The organism is Streptomyces adelaidensis (assembly GCF_016598475.1).
Lineage (GTDB): Bacteria > Actinomycetota > Actinomycetes > Streptomycetales > Streptomycetaceae > Streptomyces > Streptomyces adelaidensis.
The window spans coordinates 1-18,976 of record NZ_JAEMUX010000048.1; the positions used below are offsets into that span (position 1 = coordinate 1).

Here is an 18,976-nt window from a genome sequence, read left to right on the forward strand (position 1 = left end):
AGGTGTACGCGGGTGGTCGTCACGCGCGCGTGACGAGCCGGACAGTGCCCCACGCGCGCCTACAGGCCTGTCCCGCGTCTCACCCGCACGGACCGCGCCCCGAGCGCACCGACCCGGGCGGCTCCAGGATGGGAACATGCCCACCCCGCCCCGGCCGCGCACCATCGCCGTGACCGCCATCGCCGTACTGCTGGCCCTGTCGGCGGCGGGCTGCGGCGACGAGGCCAAAGGCGACGACGAGGACCTGACGGCCCAGAAGCTGAGCTGGAAGACCTGCGAGGCACCGTCGGAGTCCGAGGGCGGTGGCACCGCGCCCTCGCCGCTGCCGGACGGCGAGGTCTGGCAGTGCGCCACCATGAAGGCCCCCCTCGACTGGGACGACCCCGACGGCGACACGCTCCCCATCGCGCTGATCCGGGCCCGGTCCAGCGGCGCCGAAGGGCAGCGCATCGGCTCGCTCGTCTTCAACTTCGGCGGCCCCGGCGGTTCGGGCGTCAAGACGCTCCCCGGCTTCGGCGAGGACTATGCCCAACTGCGCGCCCGCTACGACCTGGTGAGCTTCGACCCGCGCGGCGTCGGCCGCAGCGCGGGTATCGAGTGCGAGGACGACGACGAACTCGACGAGTACTTCCAGCAGGACGGGACACCGGACGACGCGGCCGAGCGAAAGGAGCTCCTCGACAACACGAAGACGTTCAACTCCGCCTGCGAGAAGAACTCCCGCAAGACCCTCCCGCACGTCCGCACCACGGACGCGGCCCGTGACATGGACCTCATGCGCCAGGTCCTCGGCGACGACAAGCTCCACTACTTCGGCATCTCCTACGGCACCGAACTCGGCGGCGTCTACGCCCACCTGTTCCCCAAGAACGTGGGGCGGGCCGTGTTCGACGCGGTGGTCGACCCGACGCGGACACCGGAGCAGAGCTCGCTCGGACAGGCCAAGGGCTTCCAGCTGGCGCTCGACAACTATGCGCGGGACTGCGTGTCGAAGGCGGAGGAATGCCCGGTCGGTGACACCGAGCAGGACGTCCAGGACCGGATCATCAAGCTGCTCGGCGACCTCGACCGCAAGCCGATCCCCGGAACCTTCCCCCGCGACCTCACCGAGGTCGCCGCCACCACCGGCATCGCCCAGGCCCTGTACTCCCAGGACTTGTGGCCGTATCTGACCGAGGGTCTCGATCAGGCATACGGCGGGGACGACGGCCTGCTGATGCTGCTGTCCGACTTGATGAACGGGCGCAGCGAGAACGGCGAGTACAGCAACATCACCGCGGCGAACGTCTCCATCAGCTGCGCCGACGCCAAGCAGCGCTACACCGCCGAGGACGTGGAGACGAAGCTGGCCGAGTTCCGGGCGGCCTCTCCCGTCTTCGGCGAATGGCTGGCCTGGTCCATGCTCACCTGCACCGACTGGGCCGTCGCCGGCGCGGCCGACCATCCCGATATGCGTGCTCCGGGCTCGGCCCCGATCCTCGTGATCGGCAACACGGGCGACCCGGCCACGCCGTACGAGGGCGCGCGGAGGATGGCCGAGGCGCTCGGGGCGGGAGTCGGTGTCGAGTTGACGTACAGGGGGCAGGGGCACGGTGCGTACGACAGCGGGAATGCGTGCGTGAAGACGGCCGTGGACGGCTATCTACTGACGGGGAAGGTACCGAAAGCCGGCACGATCTGCTCGTAAACATGCAGGTCAGATCGTTATCCACAGGCCATCTCGGTGTTCCGGGCAGTCCGCATACCATGGCATCACTGCCATTCGCGACATGCGGCGGACGGTATCGCAAGAGGGGGGAACGCACTCATGGCGCGATTTCCGCGCGGAGCGGCTCTGGCCGCGGCCGTGTTGCTGCTCGCCGGCTGTAGTGGCGGCACGGACGAGAGGACGGACGACGGTACGGACGGCAAAGAGGGCTCGGCCTCTTCGCCGGCGTCCCAGAAGCTCGACTGGGGGAGCTGCGAAGCGACATCGGAGGGTCCGGCGCCGGGCGGCGACTGGCAGTGCGCGACGCTGGAGGTGCCGCTGGACCACACGAAGCCGGACGGCGGGACGATCGGGCTCGCGCTGATCCGCAGCAAGGCGACCGGCGGCGACAGTGAACGACTCGGTTCGCTCCTGTTCAACTTCGGTGGCCCCGGCGGCTCCGGCGTGTCGATGCTGCCGTCCTACGCGGCGCTCACCGACGAGTTGCACAAGCGGTACGACCTGGTGAGCTGGGATCCGCGCGGGGTCGCCGACAGCGAGGGGGTGCGCTGCCGTAGCGACAAGGAGATCCAGGCGGGCGAGTCGGTGGACGCCACACCGGACGACGCGAGCGAGGAGACGGCCTTCTTCAAGGACGCGACCGACTTCGGCGCCGGCTGCGAGAAGGCGGCGGGCAAGCTGCTGTCGCACGTCTCGACCACCGAGACCGCTCGTGACATGGACCTCATGCGCCAGGTCCTCGGCGACGACAAGCTCCACTACTTCGGCATCTCCTACGGCACCGAACTCGGCGGCGTCTACGCCCACCTGTTCCCCGAAAATGTGGGGCGGCTGGTCCTGGACGCGGTGGTCGACCCGACCGCCGACACGGTGGGTCACGCGAAGAACCAGGCCCTGGGCTTCCAGCGCGCTCTCGACAACTACCTCACGTCCACGGGCCAGGACCCGAAGGAAGGCACTCGGAAGATCGAGGACCTGCTGGAGCGGATCGACGCCGAGCCGCTGGCGACGACGTCCGGCCGTGAGCTCACCCAGACGCTGGCGATCACCGGCATCGTTCTGCCGCTCTACAGCGAGCAGAGCTGGCCGACCCTGACCAGCGCGCTCGACGCGGCCGAGGACGGCGACGGCACCGAGTTGCTCGCGCTGGCCGACGGCTACAACGAGCGCGAACCGTCGGGCAGCTACGGCACGACGACCCACTCACAACGAGTCATATCGTGCCTGGACCAGAAGCAGCGGCCCACACCGGAGGAGACGAAGAAGCTGCTCCCCGAATTCCGGGAGATCTCGCCCGTCTTCGGCGAGTACCTGGGCTGGGACACCGCGGGCTGGTGCCACGACTGGCCGGTGTCCGGCCTGACGGACTCCCCGGAGGTGAGCGCACCTGGCGCGGAGGCCGTCCTCGTGGTGGGCAACACCGGGGACCCGGCGACACCGTACGAGGGCGCGCAGAAGATGGCCGAGGAGTTGGGCGAGGGCGTCGGTGTGGTGCTCACCTGGAAGGGCGAGGGCCATGGGGCGTACGGCAGCGGCAGCAGCTGTGTCGACTCGACGGTGAACGCGTATCTGTTGGACGGGAGTGTGCCGAAGGACGGCAAGGTCTGCACGTAGTCGGCCCCACAGCGGAGAGGGGCCCGGCACCCGTGGTGCCGAGCCCCTTCCAGGAAGGCCTGTGTCTAGTAGACCGGCTTGTGCGGCTCGATCTGGTTCACCCAGCCGATCACACCGCCGCCGACGTGGACGGCGTCGGAGAAGCCGGCCGACTTCAGGACCGCGAGGACTTCCGCACTGCGGACACCCGTCTTGCAGTGCAAGACGATCTTCTTGTCCTGCGGGAGGGTCTCCAGGGCGGTGCCCATGAGGAACTCGTTCTTCGGGATCAGCTTGGCGCCCGGGATGGAGACGATCTCGTACTCGTTGATCTCGCGGACGTCGATGATCTCGATGTTCTCGCCGTCGTCGATCAACTCCTTGAGCTGCTTGGGAGTGATCGTCGAGCCGGCGGCCGCTTCCTGGGCCTCTTCGGAGACGACGCCGCAGAAGGCCTCGTAGTCGATGAGCTCGGTGACGGTGGGGTTCTCGCCGCAGACGGCGCAGTTCGGGTCCTTGCGGACCTTGACCTGGCGGTACTGCATCTCCAGGGCGTCGTAGATCATCAGGCGGCCGAGGAGGGGCTCGCCGATGCCCGCGAGGAGCTTGATCGCCTCGTTGACCTGGATGGAGCCGATGGACGCGCACAGCACGCCGAGGACACCGCCCTCGGCGCAGGAGGGGACCATGCCCGGCGGCGGGGGCTCCGGGTAGAGGCAGCGGTAGCAGGGGCCGTGCTCGGCCCAGAAGACGGAGGCCTGGCCGTCGAAGCGGTAGATCGAGCCCCAGACGTACGGCTTGTTCAGCAGCACGGCGGCATCGTTGACCAGGTAACGGGTCGCGAAGTTGTCCGTGCCGTCGACGATCAGGTCGTACTGGCTGAAGATCTCCTTCACGTTCTCGGCCTCAAGCCGCTCTTCGTGGAGGATCACGTTCACGTACGGGTTGATGCCGATGACGGAGTCGCGCGCGGACTCGGCCTTGGAGCGGCCGATGTCGGCCTGGCTGTGGATGATCTGGCGCTGCAGGTTCGACTCGTCGACCTCGTCGAACTCCACGATGCCGAGCGTGCCGACGCCCGCGGCGGCCAGGTACATCAGCGCCGGCGAGCCCAGGCCGCCCGCGCCCACACAGAGCACCTTGGCGTTCTTCAGCCGCTTCTGCCCGTCCATCCCGACGTCGGGGATGATCAGGTGGCGGGAGTACCTGCGGACCTCGTCTACGGTGAGCTCGGAAGCGGGCTCGACCAGGGGTGGCAGCGACACGGGGACTCCGTTGGTCGGTCAATCACTACAGTTGTTCTCCCCGTAACACTGCCACGCCCTCTTTCATTCCGAGACACCTGTTCCAACCAGCGAGACGATTTCGTCCCAGTAGCCGGGCATCGTCTCCCAGGGGTCGGTCCGGCCGCCGCGGTCCGTGCGGTCGGTGAAGTAGATCGTGGCGGCGCCCTGCCAGCGGGCGATGCGCAGCGCCTCGTCGAGGTGGCCGCGCGGGACACCGTGGACGAAGTGGCAGAAGCGCTCGGGCGGATGGTCGGCGGTCCATTCGGCCACCTGCGACCAGCGGTAGTCGCTCCAGGGGCCGGAGAAGGTCACCAGTTGGTCGGCTGTCTCGGCATATCCCGGGTACGGGTGGGTGCCGTGGCCGAGGACGATGTGGCCGCCGCCGAGGACCGCACGGAGCGTGGTGGCCGTGCGGCGGATCTCGGGGAGCGCGCTGGGCTCGGTGGGGCAGCGGTCCAGCAGGAAGCCGTCGGCCTGGTACCAGTCGAGATAGCGCTGTGCGTCGGTGAAGATCTCGCCGAAGGCACGCGCGCCATATGTCAGGTCGAGGTGGCCGAGGACACGGATGCCCGCGTTGCGCAGCCGTCCGGCGGCCTCCAGGCAGCGGGGGTCGGGGCGGGTGCCGGGGCCGTCGGAGATGTTCAGGACGACCCAGTGCAGTGGGGTGCCGGGGCGGGTGAGTTCGCCCCATTCCAGGGGAGCGACGAGGGGGTGCGCATAGCCGGGAATGCCGAAGCCGAGGCTTAAGTCGGTGCTCGCGGTGCCGGACGCGGCGGGGGTCAGATACGGCATGCCGCCTCCATCCAGATGTCGGCGAGGGACTCCTCCAGGTTGATCCGGGGCCGCCAGCCGAGCCGGTCGCGGGCGGTGCGCACATCGGCCTGCTGCCAGCTGCCGCAGCCGTCGGGGTAGGGGTAGGAGACGGGGCCGGCGTGGTCCGGTTCGGGACGGGGGTGGCCGATGGTCGGCCTGAGGGGGCCGGGCGGGGCGTCGAGTTCGTGCAGGGCGCCGCCGTAGCCGGCGACGCGGGCGAGGACGGCGGCGGCGTCACGGAGACGCACGGCACGGCCCGAGCCGATGTTGATCACGCCTTGGGCGGCGGAGAGCGAGGCGGCGTGGACGGCGCGGGCGACGTCGCGTACGTCGACGAAGTCGCGCTGGACGCCGAGTCCGCCGAGTTTGAGTTCGCCGTCGCCGGACTGCATGGCGCGGCGCATGGCCTCGGCGAGGCGGCCGAGCGGCGAGCCGGCGGGGGTGCCGGGTCCGGCGGGCGAGAAGACACGGAGGACCACGGCGTCCAGGCCGGAGCCGAGGACGAGTTCGGTGGCGGCGAGTTTGCTCACGCCGTACGGGCCGCCGGGACGGGGCACGGCGTCCTCCGGGGTGGAGGAGCCTGGCTGGCTGGGGCCGTATTCGGCGCCGCAGCCGAGCTGCACCAGGCGTGCCCCGCAGCCGCTGCGGCGCAGGGCCTCGCAGATGGTGGCGACGGCGACCGTGTTGTGCCGGGTGAGTTCGCGGGCTCCGCCGCGGGTGGCGCCCGCGCAGTTGACGACGACTCCGGGGTGGACGGCGTCCAGGAAGCGGGTGAGCGCTCCAGGGCTGCCGGTGGCGAGGTCGAACCGTACGTCGGCGTCGTCGCCCCGGCCGAGAGCGGTGAGCTGCACGGCCGGGTCGGCGAGCAGACGTTCGGCGACGAAGCGGCCGAGGTATCCGTTGGCTCCGATCAGCAGGACCCTCATCGGGCGGCTCCCGGGGCGGGTTCTCCGGTTCGGGAGGTGATCATCTGGCGTTCTCCTTCTGGGGTGGTGCCGTGAGTGCTGAGGTGGGCCCGCGGTGTCGGCCCCGCGGGAGGGGACGGACGGGACGGAAGTCCCGCGCGTCAGTCGGGCTCGGATCCGCCACCGCGGTGTGCGACCGCCGTGGCGAAGACCGAGGTGGGGTCAGGTCGCCTCCGAAGGCAGGACGTGGGCCGAGGCCCGGGTCAGCGTGCGGGTGGCGTGGACTAGCAGGACGAGCGCCGCGGTGCCGCAGACGAGGGCCGGGACGGCGCCGGGCCCCCAGACGTCGGCGACGGTCTCGACCGGGGCGGCCAGGAAGGAGCAGCCGGGCAGGCGGCTCGCGAAGACGGTGGCCAACGCGATCGCCTCGGCCAGGGCGGCCGTGTGGAGGGCGATGGCCGGCGCGTGGGCGAAGCCGTGCGCGGTGAGGAGGCGGGCGAGCAGGAGGAGTGCGCCGAGGGCGCCCGCTCCGGCGTATTCGGCGGGCTCGCCCAGGACCGCTCCGCACAGCGCGAGCAGGGCGCCCAGGACGCACAGGTGGAGCGCGAACACGCCGAGGATCAGGGGTTTCACGGAGTCGGCGAACTCCGCGAGGCCTCGGCTGGCGGCGAGTTTGCGGCGGGCTCGTACGGAGAGGAGGTGGGCGCACCAGATGGCGGGGGCGCAGGACAGAGCGAGCGCGAGCAGGGGCGCGGTGGCCAGGGGCCAGAGGCCGTGGGGGCCGCCGTCGAGTCCGGCGGCGAGCAGACCGTCGCCGAGGAGGGCGTACGCGATCAGCCAGCAGGTCCAGACGCGGATACGGCTCGTCGTGCCGGACGGGGTGCGTAGCGGGCCCCGTCGGAGGGCCACGCGGAGGCCGAGCGCCACGGCGAGCGCACCGCCGGCGGCTACCGCGAGGCGCGGTTGGCCGTCGGTGAGCCGTACTCCGGTCACGGCCGCCGCGCACAGTGCGCCCGGCAGCAGGGCGAGCACGGCCCATCCGCCACGCGCGCCGGGCGCACTCGTCATCGGCTCGCGCTCCGTGGATGCCTGCGCGTCTCGGGACACGCGTGCGTACATCTCCTCGGCGAGGGAGAACACGTCCCGGTGCCGAAAGCGGGCGGCCGTCCGGTCGGTCACCCCGTGCGCCTCCAGCCCGGCGGCGATCTCCAGCGGGTCGACCGCCCGCTCGCAGAGCTCCCGGTGCCGGTGCATCAAGGCCTTCACGGGGTCGACGCCACCGCGTCTGGGGGTGGCGGGCTTGGGGACGGCAGCGGTGGAGCCGTCGGCCGGGGGAACCATCACGCCCGGTATGCCGGCGGAATCCGGTGGGCCGACGGCGCCGGGTGAGCCCATGACATCCAGGGGGGACTCCGGACCGGGCAAGGTCCCGGCATCGGTGTCACCCGGCAGCTTCCGATGCCCCGGCTCGCTCAGCTCACTCGGCTCACCCGCTCCACTCAGTGCGCCCGAGCGGTCCAGCCCGTCCCCCTCGTGTAGCCCCTCCAGCCTGTCCCACCTGTGCAGCCCGTCCAGCTTCAGCTCGCTCATCGCGCCCCCTCCACCGCGGGCACCGGCTCCCCGGCCGCCGCGTCAGGAGACGCCGCAGCGGCCCCGACCGGTGCCGGAGTCGAAGCCGAAGCCGAAATCGAAGCCGAAGCCGAAGCCGTGCCAGGCGTTGCGGCTGGAGCCGGAACCGGTGCTGTAGCCGAAGCCGGTACCGGCGTCGCATCCGGCGTCGTCATCCCCGAGGTCGTGGCGCGGACCGGTGTCGTGGCCCGGGCCGACTCGTCGAGGGCCCAGCGCGGGCGGCCGGCGACGACTCCGCCGAGGCCTGCGACTCCGGCGACCCCGGCCACCCCGAGGCTCCCCGCCACCAGCCGTGACTCGGTCCACCGGCCGGGCACATGGGCCTCGGCGGGGGCTCCGAACGGCAGTGGTTCGCCGGTGTCGTCGAGGACGACCTTGCGTACCGGGGCGTGGGAGACGACCTCCAGGTAGATGCCACGAAATGCCGCGACGTTCTGCTCGACGGTGAAGAGTTCGAGGGCTCGTGCGCGGGCGGCCGCGCCGAGGCGCGCGCGGCGCTCGGGTTCACGCAGGAGTGCCACGCACGCCTCGGCGAGCGCCCGCGGATTGCGCGGCGGGACGACGAGCCCGGTGCCGCCGATGACCTCCACGACCGCGCCCACGTCGGTGGACACCGTCGGCCGGGCGCAGAACATCGCCTCGACGAGACTGATCGGGAAGCCCTCGACGACGCTCGACAGCACCACCACGGCACCCGCCGCGTACGCATCGGCCAGGTCGGGGACGGCCGGGTCGCCGACCTCCTCAAAGGAGACGGGGTTGTCACCGACCGCGTGGATGCCGTCCGCCTCGTCGGGGAAGAGCTGTGCGGCCAGAGCCTTGCAGTGGCCCAGATAGGCGGCCCCCTCGGTGCCCGCGGCGGCCCCGACGATCCTGAGCCGCGCCTTGGGCTCGGCCCGGCGGACCTCGGCGAAGGCGTGCAGCAGGGAGATCAGGTCCTTGGCGGGTTCGATGCGGCCGACCCAGACCAGCGTGTGCGGGTCAGCGCACTCCGGTGACTCGCCGACCTCCGCGAAACGGGACGCCTCCATGCCGGGATAGACCGTCCTGATCCTGGCGCGGTCGGCGCCGCAGCGCTCCTGCCAGCGGCGGGCGTGGGTGTTGCCGGGGGTGAGGCAGGCGGCCTGTCGGTAGACCTCGGCGGTCAGCCGCCGGTGGAAGGCCGCGAGCAGGGCGCGCACCGGCGCCTCCCCGGAGGCGCCGAGGTAGTGCGCCCGCAGCGGCACGCCGTACTCGGTGACCAGCAGCGGCACCCCGTGGAAGTGGCGGGCCAGCAGCCCGGGCAGTGCGGCCGAGCCGCCCGCCGCCGCGTGGCACAGGTCGACCGAGCCGAGCCCGTCGTCCTCGTACCAGTCGAGCGAGAGGGGGCGTAGGGCGCGTTCGAGGTGCGAGGCGACTGTCAGCAGATCCGGTACGCGCGCCTCGCGGGCCCCGCGTAGTGCGCCCGGCGCACGACAAGCGCGCTCCAGTGTCCGCACCGCGACTTCCGAGCGCAGCGCACCCACCAGTCCGCCCTCGTCGCGGGCCAACTCGGCCAACCCGTACAGCGCATTGCCGAAACGGTCCGCCTCGACATCGGAACCACCCTCGGAAGCCTTCCCGGCATCCCGGGCATCCCGGGCCTTCGCGGCATCCCCGGTCCCATCGGCCCCGGCTCCCCCCACCACTTCGAGCAACCCGGCAGCGCCGACCGGCCCGCCCCCGCCCCCGGAGCACACCGCCGCCGCCAGTTCGCCGTACGCCTCCGCGAAGCGCCTGCGCGCCCGGCGGCCATGGACGACGCCGTCGTCCTCAGCCGTCCACAGCGGGGCCGTACGGACCCGGCTGACCTGTTGCGGCAGCGGGATCCAGCCTTCGTCTTCCTGCCGCTCGCTCCGACTGAGCGCGTAGATGTCGAACTCGTGTCGCTCCAACCCACGTACGAGTCGGTCGCACCAGAGCCTGGCGTCACCGCTCACATACGGATAGCCACCCTCCGTAAGCAGTCCGATGCGCACGCGTGCACCCCCGATCTCCCGTTTGGGGAGCCGCCGTTCACCCGGCGGCTCGCAGCGGGACGAACGTATGCGGACAAGGCGGTGGCGCGACGGACGGTTGTCCATCGCACCACCAAAAGGGGTGAACGGTCGTAACTTTCCCTAGCGGAACGCGTTTTGTCGCGCTAGGGGATCAAGCGACTACTTGGCGTCAGCTCGGCAGCGAGGGCACGCGCTATGCCGACGCGCCGGCGCCTGCCGCCGCTGAACTCGTGCGCACGCGAACGGGATCGGCATCGTGCGTCGCCAGGCCCCACCAGGCCCCACCAGGCCCCACCAGGCCCCACCAGGCCCCACCAGGCCCCACCAGGCCCCACCGAGGCGAAACTCCCCTCAACTCCCGGGGTACGCCCACGGGTTGGCCTTGCACGTGATCCCGTCATAGGTGAGGAACTTGCTCTGCTGCTGCATGACGGGCGCGAGTTCGCCGTCCTTGTCGCAGGTCACATGGCTGTAGCCGAGACGGTGACCGACTTCATGGTTGATCAACATTTGCCGGTACGCATGGATCTGATCACCGTATGTCTTCGACCCCTGGGCCCAGCGGTACGCATTGATCATCACGCGTTCGGTGGCGGCCGAATCGCAGGACACGTTGTCCACGGTCGTGTCGAGGCCCGACTTGGCGCACCAGGTCGCGGTGGTGCCAGGGCTCGCCAGCGTGATCACGAAGTCCGGCGTCCCGGAGGAGATCCGCTCGAACGTACGGCCACCGCCGTGGGCCCAACTGCGCTCGTCGTTCAAGGTCTTCTGCACGGCCTCGGCGAAGAGCTCGGCGTCCAGTCCGAGCCCCTTCTCGACATCGACCCGGTAGCGGAACTTCTGCCCCTTGCCCGGCGCCTTGTCGAAGCCCTTGGCCGCCTCGAACTTCCCGTTTCCCTCCAGGTCCGCGGCGAGGGTGTACTTCTTGCCCATCTTCTCGTCGTACGACAGTGGGGTCACGCTCGCGCTCGGCGTACTGGACGGTGTGGGCCGGTTGTCGCTGCGTGAGGTGTCGCGCACATCGCGGTCGCCCGCCTCGGCGGCCTGCGTCCGAGTGGCGGTGTCGTCCTGTCCGCCGACCGCCTGTCCGCCCACGATGACAGCCAGCACGGTCGTGACCGCGGCGGCGGCGATCCCGGCGAACGTCCGCCCTTTTCCGCCCTTCGCCGTCTCGACGACCGTGGGCGGGTCGCCGTCGCGCAGCGGCTTCTCTTCGAGAGCCGTCTCGACCCGGACGCCGGCATCGGCATCCCACGCGGCGCGGTGCGTCCGGCCGGGCGCGAAGACGTCGTCGACCTCGTTGAAGGCATCCAGATAGGCCTGGCGGGGGCCACCGGGGGGCATGGTCTCCTGCCGCTGCCGGGGAATGGGGACGCGGCGGCCAGAACTCTCAGGGGGCACGCCGTACGGGGCGCCGGGAGCCGCCGCCTCGTGCGGCACACCATATGGGGCCTCCGCGGGAGCCCCGTGCGCCACGCCGCGTCCGGCACCCGTCTGGCGCCCACCACCACCCGACTGCCCCCAGCCCCCACCCGCTTCACGCTGCTCGGGGTGATCACCACGGCTCTGCGGAAAACCGCGGGCCGGGGCACCGTCGGCGAGGCGGGGAAAACCGTGCGAAGGCGTGCCGTCGGGATAGCGCGGGCCGCCGTGCGAGGGCGTGCCATCAGGCGCTCGGGGAAAACCGTGCGAAGGCGTCGCGTCGGGGAAACGCGGCATACCGTGCGCCGGCGTGCCGTCAGGAAGCCGGGGAAAACCGTGCGCGGGCGTGCCGCCGGGATAGCGCGGGCCGCCGTGAGCAGGCGCGCGGGCTCCCGGAGGCCCGGCCGCCTCCGGTGGCCGCGGCGCCGCCGGCGCGCCGTCGTCCGGCTCCGCGGACGTGTTCGTCCGGGGCCCCGCCCTCCCGCTCGTATCGCCTTTCGGCGCCCGCCCCTTGCGGCTGTGCCGTCCCACGCGCGCCTCAGCTCCCCACACCTGGAGAGCCCGTGGCGGACCCCTCCGCTGCAGTCGTGTCACCGTCAGCGCCGCCCGGTCCGGGGCCACGGACCGGGCCGCCGTCACTCAAATTCCCTGTGTCGACCAGCAGTTCACGGAACGCCGCGGCGACCGCCTCCGGGTACTCCATCATCGCCACGTGCCCCGCGTCCGGCAGGGAGACGAGGCGGGAGCCGCGGAAGGAGCGGGCGGCGCGCTGGGCCATTCGGTAGCCGACGAGTTGGTCGCGGCGGCCGTAGACAAGCAGGGTCGGGGCGAGGACGCGCTCGGCCTGGCGCCAGAGGGAGTGCTGTCCGCCCAGCGTGTACGCGTCCACGATCCCGCGCGCGGACCGCGTCAACGCGTCCCACATGTACGGGAGTTGGAGGCGCCGCTCCATCTCCTCCACGGCGTTGCGGAAGCCCTCCTCCGTGACGCGGCCGGGGTCGCCGTAACAGAGGGCCGTGACCCCCCGTACGCGCTGCTCGGCGGTCCAGCCTCTGGTGAAGCGGGTGAAGAGGGCGGCGGCGCCCGGCAGGGCGAGCATCCCGGTCGGCAGGGCGGCCCGCTGGACGCGGAGCTCCGGCAGCGCGGGCGACACGAGGGTCAGGGTGCGGACGAGGTCGGGGCGCAGGGCGGCGACGCGGGTGGTGACCGCGCCGCCGAGGGAATTGCCGAAGAGGTGCACGGGGCCGCGCCCGGCGGCGTCGAGGTGACGGATGACCGCGCGCGCGTGTCCCGTGATCGAGTAGTTGCCGTCGTCCGGCGGCGGCGAGTCGCCGAAGCCGGGCAGGTCGATCGCCTCACTGGCCACGAGCCCGTCGAGCAGCGGCATCAGCGCGGACCAGTTCTGCGAGGAGCCGCCCAGGCCATGGACGTACAGGGCGGGCGGCAGTCCCTCGCGGGCCGGCGGTCTCGACCGCACCGCCAGTGTGATCCCCGGCAGCCGGACCGATCTCATCCGCTCCCCGGGCGCCACCCGCACGGCACTCGCCTTCGGCGACGCGGTGGCGGTCAGCAGGGACGGCAGCTCGGTCGAAGACATGCGGCAATGTTACGAGACGATCACGCAGTGGCTCATGTGTTCGCCTGTGTTCGCCGTCACAGATCTCGCCAGATGTCGCGGCGGATATCGCGCCAGTACGCACGGGTTAGACCGGGGCGCGCAGGGAACGCGGACGAGCACGGAGGGAGCGCTGACGGGCCCGGAGGGAGCACTCGGGCCGTACGGAAGGATCACCGCGAGACGACGGCCGAATCACATAGCGTCCCGATCGGCTGTCTCCTAGGCTCGTAACCAGGGCACCCGTACATGGCCCGTGCCGCCTTGACGACATCGGGAATGTCAAGGACAGCCAGGACATTCCGGCGGTACCGGGGCAGCATCAGGAAGGGGAACCCGCGATGGCCGTTGACCCGACCGATCCCGACACCTTCGTCGAGGACGACTCCATGGAGATCGACGACGTCGAGGCCCCCGAGGCCGATGCCGCCGAGCAGCGCACGGACGTCGCACAGGACCGGGACGACCCGCTGACCGACGCCGACCCGGGCGCCGCGAACGAGGCCGATCTCGCGGAACAGGCCCGGGTCGTCTCCCTCGACGAGGACGACTACCGGTAACCCGGCGCTCACCTGGGACGACCACCCGGGACGGCCACCGGGGACGGCCACCGGGGACGCGAAAGGCGACGATCGGTGATGAGAAAGGGCTTCCTCCTGCCCGCCCTGCCCGTGTTTGATATGGTCCGCGGCACTTTCCCCGCTGTCCGGTCCATGAAATTCTGCGCTCGTACCGCGCACACCGGGGTTACCGAAAAGTACGATGGCGACGCGGCGCACACCGCATGTGGACGATCTTGGGAGGCGGCGTGACAGCCATCGAGCAGACAGAGGCGGCGCGCCCGCGGGGCACACGCCTGCCGCGCCGAGCCCGACGGAACCAGTTGCTGGGCGCCGCCCAGGAAGTCTTCGTGGCGCAGGGCTATCACTCGGCCGCGATGGACGACATCGCCGAGCGCGCGGGCGTCAGCAAGCCGGTGCTCTACCAGCACTTCCCCGGCAAACTCGACCTGTACCTGGCCCTGCTGGACCAGCACTGCGAGTCCCTCATCCAGGCCGTACGCGGCGCGCTCGCGTCGACGACCGACAACAAGCAGCGCGTCCGGGCCACGATGGACGCCTACTTCGCGTACGTCGAGGACGAGGGCGGCGCCTTCCGCCTGGTCTTCGAGTCGGACCTGACGAACGAGCCCGCCGTGCGCGAGCGCGTCGACAAAGTCGCCAACGAGTGCGCCGAGGCCATCTGCGACGTCATCGCCGAGGACACCGGTCTCTCGCGCGCGGAGTCGATGCTCCTCGCCTCGGGTCTGGGCGGCCTCTCCCAGGTGGTGGCCCGGTCGTGGCTGCACAGCGACCGCAGCGTCCCGCGGGAGCAGGCGGTCCAGCTGCTCGCCTCGCTGGCCTGGCGCGGCATCGCCGGCTTCCCCCTGCACGGCATCGACCACCACTGACCACGGCACGGCCCCGGGCCCGTGCGGTGACCACGTCACCGGGCCCGAGGTTTTGTTCCCCCGCCCTGTTCGCTCCTGGCGTTCTCAGGCGGAGCGTGTACGTCCCCTCACCGGGCTAATGTGTGCTGCGTACGGCGCGGATGCCCGCGCACTTCACTGACCGTCGGAGGGACATAGCCGTGGAGGTCAAGATCGGCGTGCAGCACGCGCCCCGCGAGATCGTTCTGGAGAGCGGTCAGAGTGCCGAGGAGGTCGAGCGTGCCGTTGCCGAGGCGCTGGCCGGCAAGTCGGCGCTGCTGAGCCTCACGGACGAGCACGGCCGCAAGGTGCTGATCCCTGCCGACCGTCTCGCTTACATCGACATCGGCGAGCCGACCGTCCGCAAGGTCGGCTTCAGCGCGCTGTAGTCAAGGGGCGTCAAGAGGCGTGCGGAAGGGGCCCGGTGGTGTGAAACCACCGCGCCCCTTCCGTATGCCCGCACCTCATGGCCCGCAAGGCCCGAACCGCACGGATCGATCACATCTCATCCACAGAGAATGATTGCGTTCCGTGACTCGCGGGTAGGACCGGCTACGACCGATTTGCCCAGGCCAGGCCGTGCGGGAGGGACCCCGATCATGTTCTTGGAAGCACTCGGATCCGCGATCCTCGGTTTCGCCCTGGCCTGCGCCGCCGCCTATCGGCTCCCGCACCGCCTGCCGTCGCGGACCCTGGTCCTCCCGACCGGCATCGCCGGCGCCCTCTTCGGCGCTTTCCTCACGCACACCGCGCTCGGCTCCGCGAACTACTTGCTGGTCCTCTCCGGCGCCCTGATCGTCGCCGCGGCGTCACTCTCCCTGCTGCTGCGCCCGACGGGGCGATTTCGGCACAGCAGCTCAGCACCCGCGTAGGGGCCAAGCCCCTGAAGGGGCGCGGGGAATGGCGCGACCAGCCACGAAACACCCGCACCCGCACAACGACAAATCACCCCACGGCGACTAGGCGCTCAAGCGGCCAAGCCCAGCGCGGCCATCCGCTTCGTGTGCGCCTCGGTGATCCGCGAGAACATCCGCCCCACCTCCGCCAGATCGAACCCGTCCGCGACCCCGCCCACCAGCATCGTGGACAAGGCGTCCCGGTCGGCGACCACCCGCTGCGACTGCGACAGCGCCTCCCCCATCAACCGACGCGCCCACAACGCCAGTCGCCCGCCCACCCGCGGGTCCTCGTCGATCGCGGCCCGCACCTTCTCGACGGCGAACCCGGCGTGCCCGGTGTCGTCGAGGACGGCGAGCACCAGCCCCCGGGTGTCCGAGTCCAGATGCGCGGCGACCTCCCGATAGAAGTCGCTGGCGATCGAGTCGCCGACGTACGCCTTGACGAGTCCCTCCAGCCAGTCCGACGGCGCGGTCTGCTTGTGGAAGCCGTCGAGCGCGTCGACGAACGGCTCCATGGCCCGAGTGGGCTCCGCGCCGATCTCGGTGAGCCGGTTCCGGAGCCTCTCGAAGTGGTGGAACTCGGCCGCCGCCATCTTGGCCAGCTCCGCCTTGTCGACGAGCGTCGGCGCCAGCTTCGCGTCCTCCGCGAGCCGTTCGAACGCGGCCAGTTCCCCGTACGCCAGCGCTCCGAGCAGATCCACGACCGCAGCACGATACTGCGGGTCGCCGGCGGCCCGGGCCCAGTCCTGGGCGGCGATCCCGGTGACCTCGGTGGTGTCGGTGGTGTCGGTGGACTCGCTGCCGGTGGGGTTCTCAGGCTTGTCAGACGTGGTCATGAAGCGCACAATAGCCCGCTCCTCGCAGGGCGGAAGGGCCTGGTCATTCAGTGTGACGACGACTACGTGACCAAATCGGCCATCGCATATGCGCGATTCCGGGGTATGGTGGTAATGCGCCTGCTGGTACGTCGACGTATCTCGACGGAATCTCGACAGGCCGCACGTATGAGGATGCCCGGTCGGTGGCCCGATCGGCTCCGACCCGACAGCCCTCCTTTTCCGTACGGCATCGATGCGTACGGCGTCCGGAGGGGACCCCCTCAGCGGTATGAGCGCTAGAGCGTCGGCAGTGGTCCCGTGCCACACGGTCCGCCCGTGAGGCGGCCGACGTCCCAGGCACGGTCCGACACGACCCCCGCGCTCGCCTCACACCGCGTACACAGAAGAGGCAGCACCCTGACTACGACTTTCCGCGATCTCGGCATCTTTCCCGAGACGGCCGAGGCCCTTGAGGCCGTCGGCATCATCAACCCCTTCCCCATCCAGGAGATGACGCTCCCGGTCGCCCTCTCGGGCTCCGACGTCATCGGCCAGGCCAAGACCGGCACCGGCAAGACGCTCGGCTTCGGCCTCCCGCTCCTCGAGCGCGTCATCGTCCCCGCCGACGTCGAGGCCGGCCGCGCCAAGCCCGAGGACCTCGTCGACTCCCCGCAGGCGCTCGTCGTCGTCCCCACCCGCGAGCTCTGCACGCAGGTCACCAACGACCTCCAGACCGCCGGCAAGGTGCGCAACGTACGCGTCACCGCGATCTACGGCGGCCGCGCCTACGAGCCCCAGGTCGAGGCCCTCAAGAAGGGCGTCGACGTCGTCATCGGCACGCCGGGACGACTCCTCGACCTTGCCGGCCAGAAGAAGCTGAACCTCAAGCACGTCAAGTGCCTGGTCCTCGACGAGGCCGACGAGATGCTCGACCTGGGCTTCCTGCCCGACGTCGAGAAGATCATCAACATGCTTCCGGCCAGGCGCCAGACCATGCTGTTCTCGGCGACCATGCCGGGCGCGGTCATCGGTCTGGCCCGCCGTTACATGTCTCAGCCCACGCACATCCGCGCCACCGCGCCGGACGACCAGGGTGCGACGGTCGCGAACACCTCGCAGCACATCTACCGCGCGCACAACATGGACAAGCCCGAGCTGGTAGCGCGCATACTGCAGGCCGACGGCCGGGGACTGGTCATGGTCTTCTGCCGTACGAAGCGCACCGCCGCCGACCTCGCCGACCAGCTCAAGCAGCGTGGCTTCGCCTCCGGCGCGGTCCACGGCGACCTCGGACAGGGCGCCCGCGAGCAGGCCCTGCGTGCCTTCCGCAACGGCAAGGTCGACGTCCTCGTCTGCACCGATGTCGCCGCTCGCGGTATCGACGTCGAGGGTGTCACCCACGTCATCAACTACCAGTCCCCCGAGGACGAGAAGACGTACCTGCACCGCATCGGCCGTACGGGCCGCGCGGGTGCCAAGGGCATCGCGATCACCCTCGTCGACTGGGACGACATCCCGCGCTGGCAGCTCATCAACAAGGCGCTGGACCTCGGGTTCAACGACCCGCCGGAGACGTACTCCACGTCCCCGCACCTTTTCGAGGAACTGAGCATCCCCGCGGGCACGAAGGGTGTCCTGCCGCGCTCCGAGCGCACCCGGGCCGGGCTGGACGCCGAGGAGCTGGAAGACCTCGGCGAGCCGGGCGGCCGCGGCGCCCGCGGTCGTGGCGGCCGTTCCGCCGCCCCGGCCGCCGAGCGCGAGCGCCCGGCTCGCGCCCCGCGCCAGCGCCGCCGTACGCGCAACGGCACGGCCTCTGAGGGCGGTGCCCCGGAGGCGAGGGCCGCCGCCACGGCGACCGCGCCCTCGTCGTCCGTGACGACCCCGGTCGTCGACACCGCCGAGTCCGAGCCCCGCACGCCCCGGCGTCGGCGCCGCACCCGGGCCGGAGCGAACGAAGCGGTCGCGGGTAGGCCGTCGGAGCGGGCGGAGGCCGTGGTCGAAACGGTCGAGGCCACGCCCGCTGCGCCCGCCGAGCCGGTCGAGGCCGTCGAAGAGGACCCCAAGCCGCGTCGGCGCCGCACGCGCAAGACGGCGGAGGCGGCGATCGAACCCGTCGCCGAGACCGCCGTCGCCGCGGAGGTCGCGCTCGACACGGCCGAGGCCCCGGCCAAGCCGCGCCGTCGTACCCGTAAGGCTGCGGCGACCGCCGAGGCCGTGGTCGAGGAGGCCGCTGCCGCTGCTGTCACCGTCGTCGAAGAGGCCGCGCCCAAGGCCCGCCGTCGGACCCGCAAGACCGCGGAGCCCGTCGTGAGCGTGGTCGAGGAGGCCGCTGCCGCTGCTGTCACCGTCGTCGAAGAGGCCGCGCCCAAGGCCCGTCGCCGGACCCGCAAGACCGCGGAACCCGTCGTGAGCGTGGTCGAAGAGGCCGTCGCCGTCCCCGTCGTCGAAGAGGCCGCGCCCAAGGCCCGTCGCCGGACCCGCAAGACCGCGGAGCCCGTGGTTGAGGCTCCGGAGGCCGTGACCGCCGAGTCGGCGGACGAGGCTCCGGCCAAGCCGCGTCGTCGGACGCGCAAGGTCGCGGAGACCGTCGTGGACGCCGCCGAGGCCACTGTCGAGGTCGCCGTCGACACGGTCGAGGTCGCGAAGCCGCGTCGCCGGACGCGCAAGGTCGCGGCTGCGGCCGAGGCCGTGGTGCCTGCCCAGCCGACGGAGGAGCAGGCCACGAAGCCGCGTCGCACGCGTAAGGCTGCGGTTGCCGTGGAGTCCACGGAGGGCTGACCAGTCGCAACGCCGAAGGCCCGG

Annotated in this window: 15 protein-coding genes; 7 read left to right on the forward strand and 8 right to left on the reverse strand. The window is 71.3% G+C overall.

All coding sequences use genetic code 11. The features are described 5' to 3' along the window. The first annotated feature begins 136 nt into the window (after positions 1 to 136). Together I8N67_RS25285 and I8N67_RS25290 are read left to right on the forward strand one after the other, a co-directional pair. Complete coding sequence (locus I8N67_RS25285) at positions 137 to 1,687, forward strand: alpha/beta hydrolase (protein ID WP_200305841.1); 1,551 nt, start codon at positions 137 to 139, stop codon at positions 1,685 to 1,687. 120 nt (positions 1,688 to 1,807) lie between these two features. Next, positions 1,808 to 3,322 (forward strand): alpha/beta hydrolase, encoded by a 1,515-nt coding sequence (locus tag I8N67_RS25290; RefSeq protein WP_200305843.1) that lies wholly within the window; start codon positions 1,808 to 1,810, stop codon positions 3,320 to 3,322. A 65-nt stretch (positions 3,323 to 3,387) separates the two neighbouring features. Here I8N67_RS25290 and moeZ read toward each other — a convergent pair whose 3' ends face one another. From moeZ to I8N67_RS25325, 7 genes are all read right to left on the reverse strand, one after another. Beyond that, complete coding sequence (moeZ, locus tag I8N67_RS25295) at positions 3,388 to 4,566, reverse strand: adenylyltransferase/sulfurtransferase MoeZ (RefSeq protein WP_200305845.1); 1,179 nt, start codon at positions 4,564 to 4,566, stop codon at positions 3,388 to 3,390. 63 nt (positions 4,567 to 4,629) lie between these two features. Next, positions 4,630 to 5,379 carry a spherulation-specific family 4 protein gene (locus I8N67_RS25300; protein WP_200305847.1) on the reverse strand — a complete coding sequence of 250 codons (750 nt, stop codon included), beginning with the start codon at positions 5,377 to 5,379 and terminating at the stop codon, positions 4,630 to 4,632. Beyond that, entirely contained in the window at positions 5,367 to 6,326 is a 960-nt protein-coding gene (locus tag I8N67_RS25305; protein ID WP_200305849.1) for an NAD-dependent epimerase/dehydratase family protein, read from the reverse strand. Before I8N67_RS25305 ends, I8N67_RS25300 begins: the two co-directional genes overlap by 13 nt. 201 nt (positions 6,327 to 6,527) lie before the next feature. Next, positions 6,528 to 7,895 carry a hypothetical protein gene (locus I8N67_RS25310; RefSeq protein WP_234046264.1) on the reverse strand — a complete coding sequence of 456 codons (1,368 nt, stop codon included), beginning with the start codon at positions 7,893 to 7,895 and terminating at the stop codon, positions 6,528 to 6,530. Further along, on the reverse strand, positions 7,892 to 9,931 hold the full coding sequence (locus I8N67_RS25315; protein WP_200305851.1) for a DUF3492 domain-containing protein: 2,040 nt from the start codon (positions 9,929 to 9,931) through the stop codon (positions 7,892 to 7,894). The genes I8N67_RS25310 and I8N67_RS25315 overlap by 4 nt, the downstream gene beginning before the upstream one ends. Before the next feature lie 372 nt (positions 9,932 to 10,303). Continuing rightward, entirely contained in the window at positions 10,304 to 11,905 is a 1,602-nt protein-coding gene (locus I8N67_RS25320; RefSeq protein ID WP_200305853.1) for a DUF3152 domain-containing protein, read from the reverse strand. A 7-nt stretch (positions 11,906 to 11,912) separates the two neighbouring features. Continuing rightward, entirely contained in the window at positions 11,913 to 12,971 is a 1,059-nt protein-coding gene (locus tag I8N67_RS25325; RefSeq protein ID WP_200305855.1) for an alpha/beta fold hydrolase, read from the reverse strand. Between the two features lie 359 nt (positions 12,972 to 13,330). On the opposite strand from I8N67_RS25325, the gene I8N67_RS25330 reads away from it, so the two are divergent. The 4 genes from I8N67_RS25330 (at position 13,331) to I8N67_RS25345 (ending at position 15,329) form a co-directional block, all read left to right on the forward strand. Then, a complete protein-coding gene (locus tag I8N67_RS25330; RefSeq protein ID WP_200305857.1) occupies positions 13,331 to 13,549 on the forward strand; it encodes an Rv3202a family protein in 219 nt (72 codons plus the stop codon). Between the two features lie 248 nt (positions 13,550 to 13,797). Further along, positions 13,798 to 14,439 carry a TetR/AcrR family transcriptional regulator gene (locus I8N67_RS25335; RefSeq protein WP_200305859.1) on the forward strand — a complete coding sequence of 214 codons (642 nt, stop codon included), beginning with the start codon at positions 13,798 to 13,800 and terminating at the stop codon, positions 14,437 to 14,439. A gap of 179 nt (positions 14,440 to 14,618) precedes the next feature. Continuing rightward, positions 14,619 to 14,846, forward strand: coding sequence for a DUF3107 domain-containing protein (locus I8N67_RS25340; RefSeq protein ID WP_200305861.1), 228 nt, complete (start codon positions 14,619 to 14,621; stop codon positions 14,844 to 14,846). A 210-nt stretch (positions 14,847 to 15,056) separates the two neighbouring features. Further along, entirely contained in the window at positions 15,057 to 15,329 is a 273-nt protein-coding gene (locus tag I8N67_RS25345) for a hypothetical protein (RefSeq protein WP_200305863.1), read from the forward strand. Between the two features lie 95 nt (positions 15,330 to 15,424). On the opposite strand, the gene I8N67_RS25350 is transcribed toward I8N67_RS25345, so the two are convergent. Beyond that, entirely contained in the window at positions 15,425 to 16,201 is a 777-nt protein-coding gene (locus tag I8N67_RS25350; RefSeq protein WP_200305865.1) for a ferritin-like fold-containing protein, read from the reverse strand. Positions 16,202 to 16,684: 483 nt separating this feature from the next. On the opposite strand from I8N67_RS25350, the gene I8N67_RS25355 reads away from it, so the two are divergent. Beyond that, entirely contained in the window at positions 16,685 to 18,952 is a 2,268-nt protein-coding gene (locus tag I8N67_RS25355; RefSeq protein WP_234046274.1) for a DEAD/DEAH box helicase, read from the forward strand. Positions 18,953 to 18,976 lie beyond the last annotated feature (24 nt).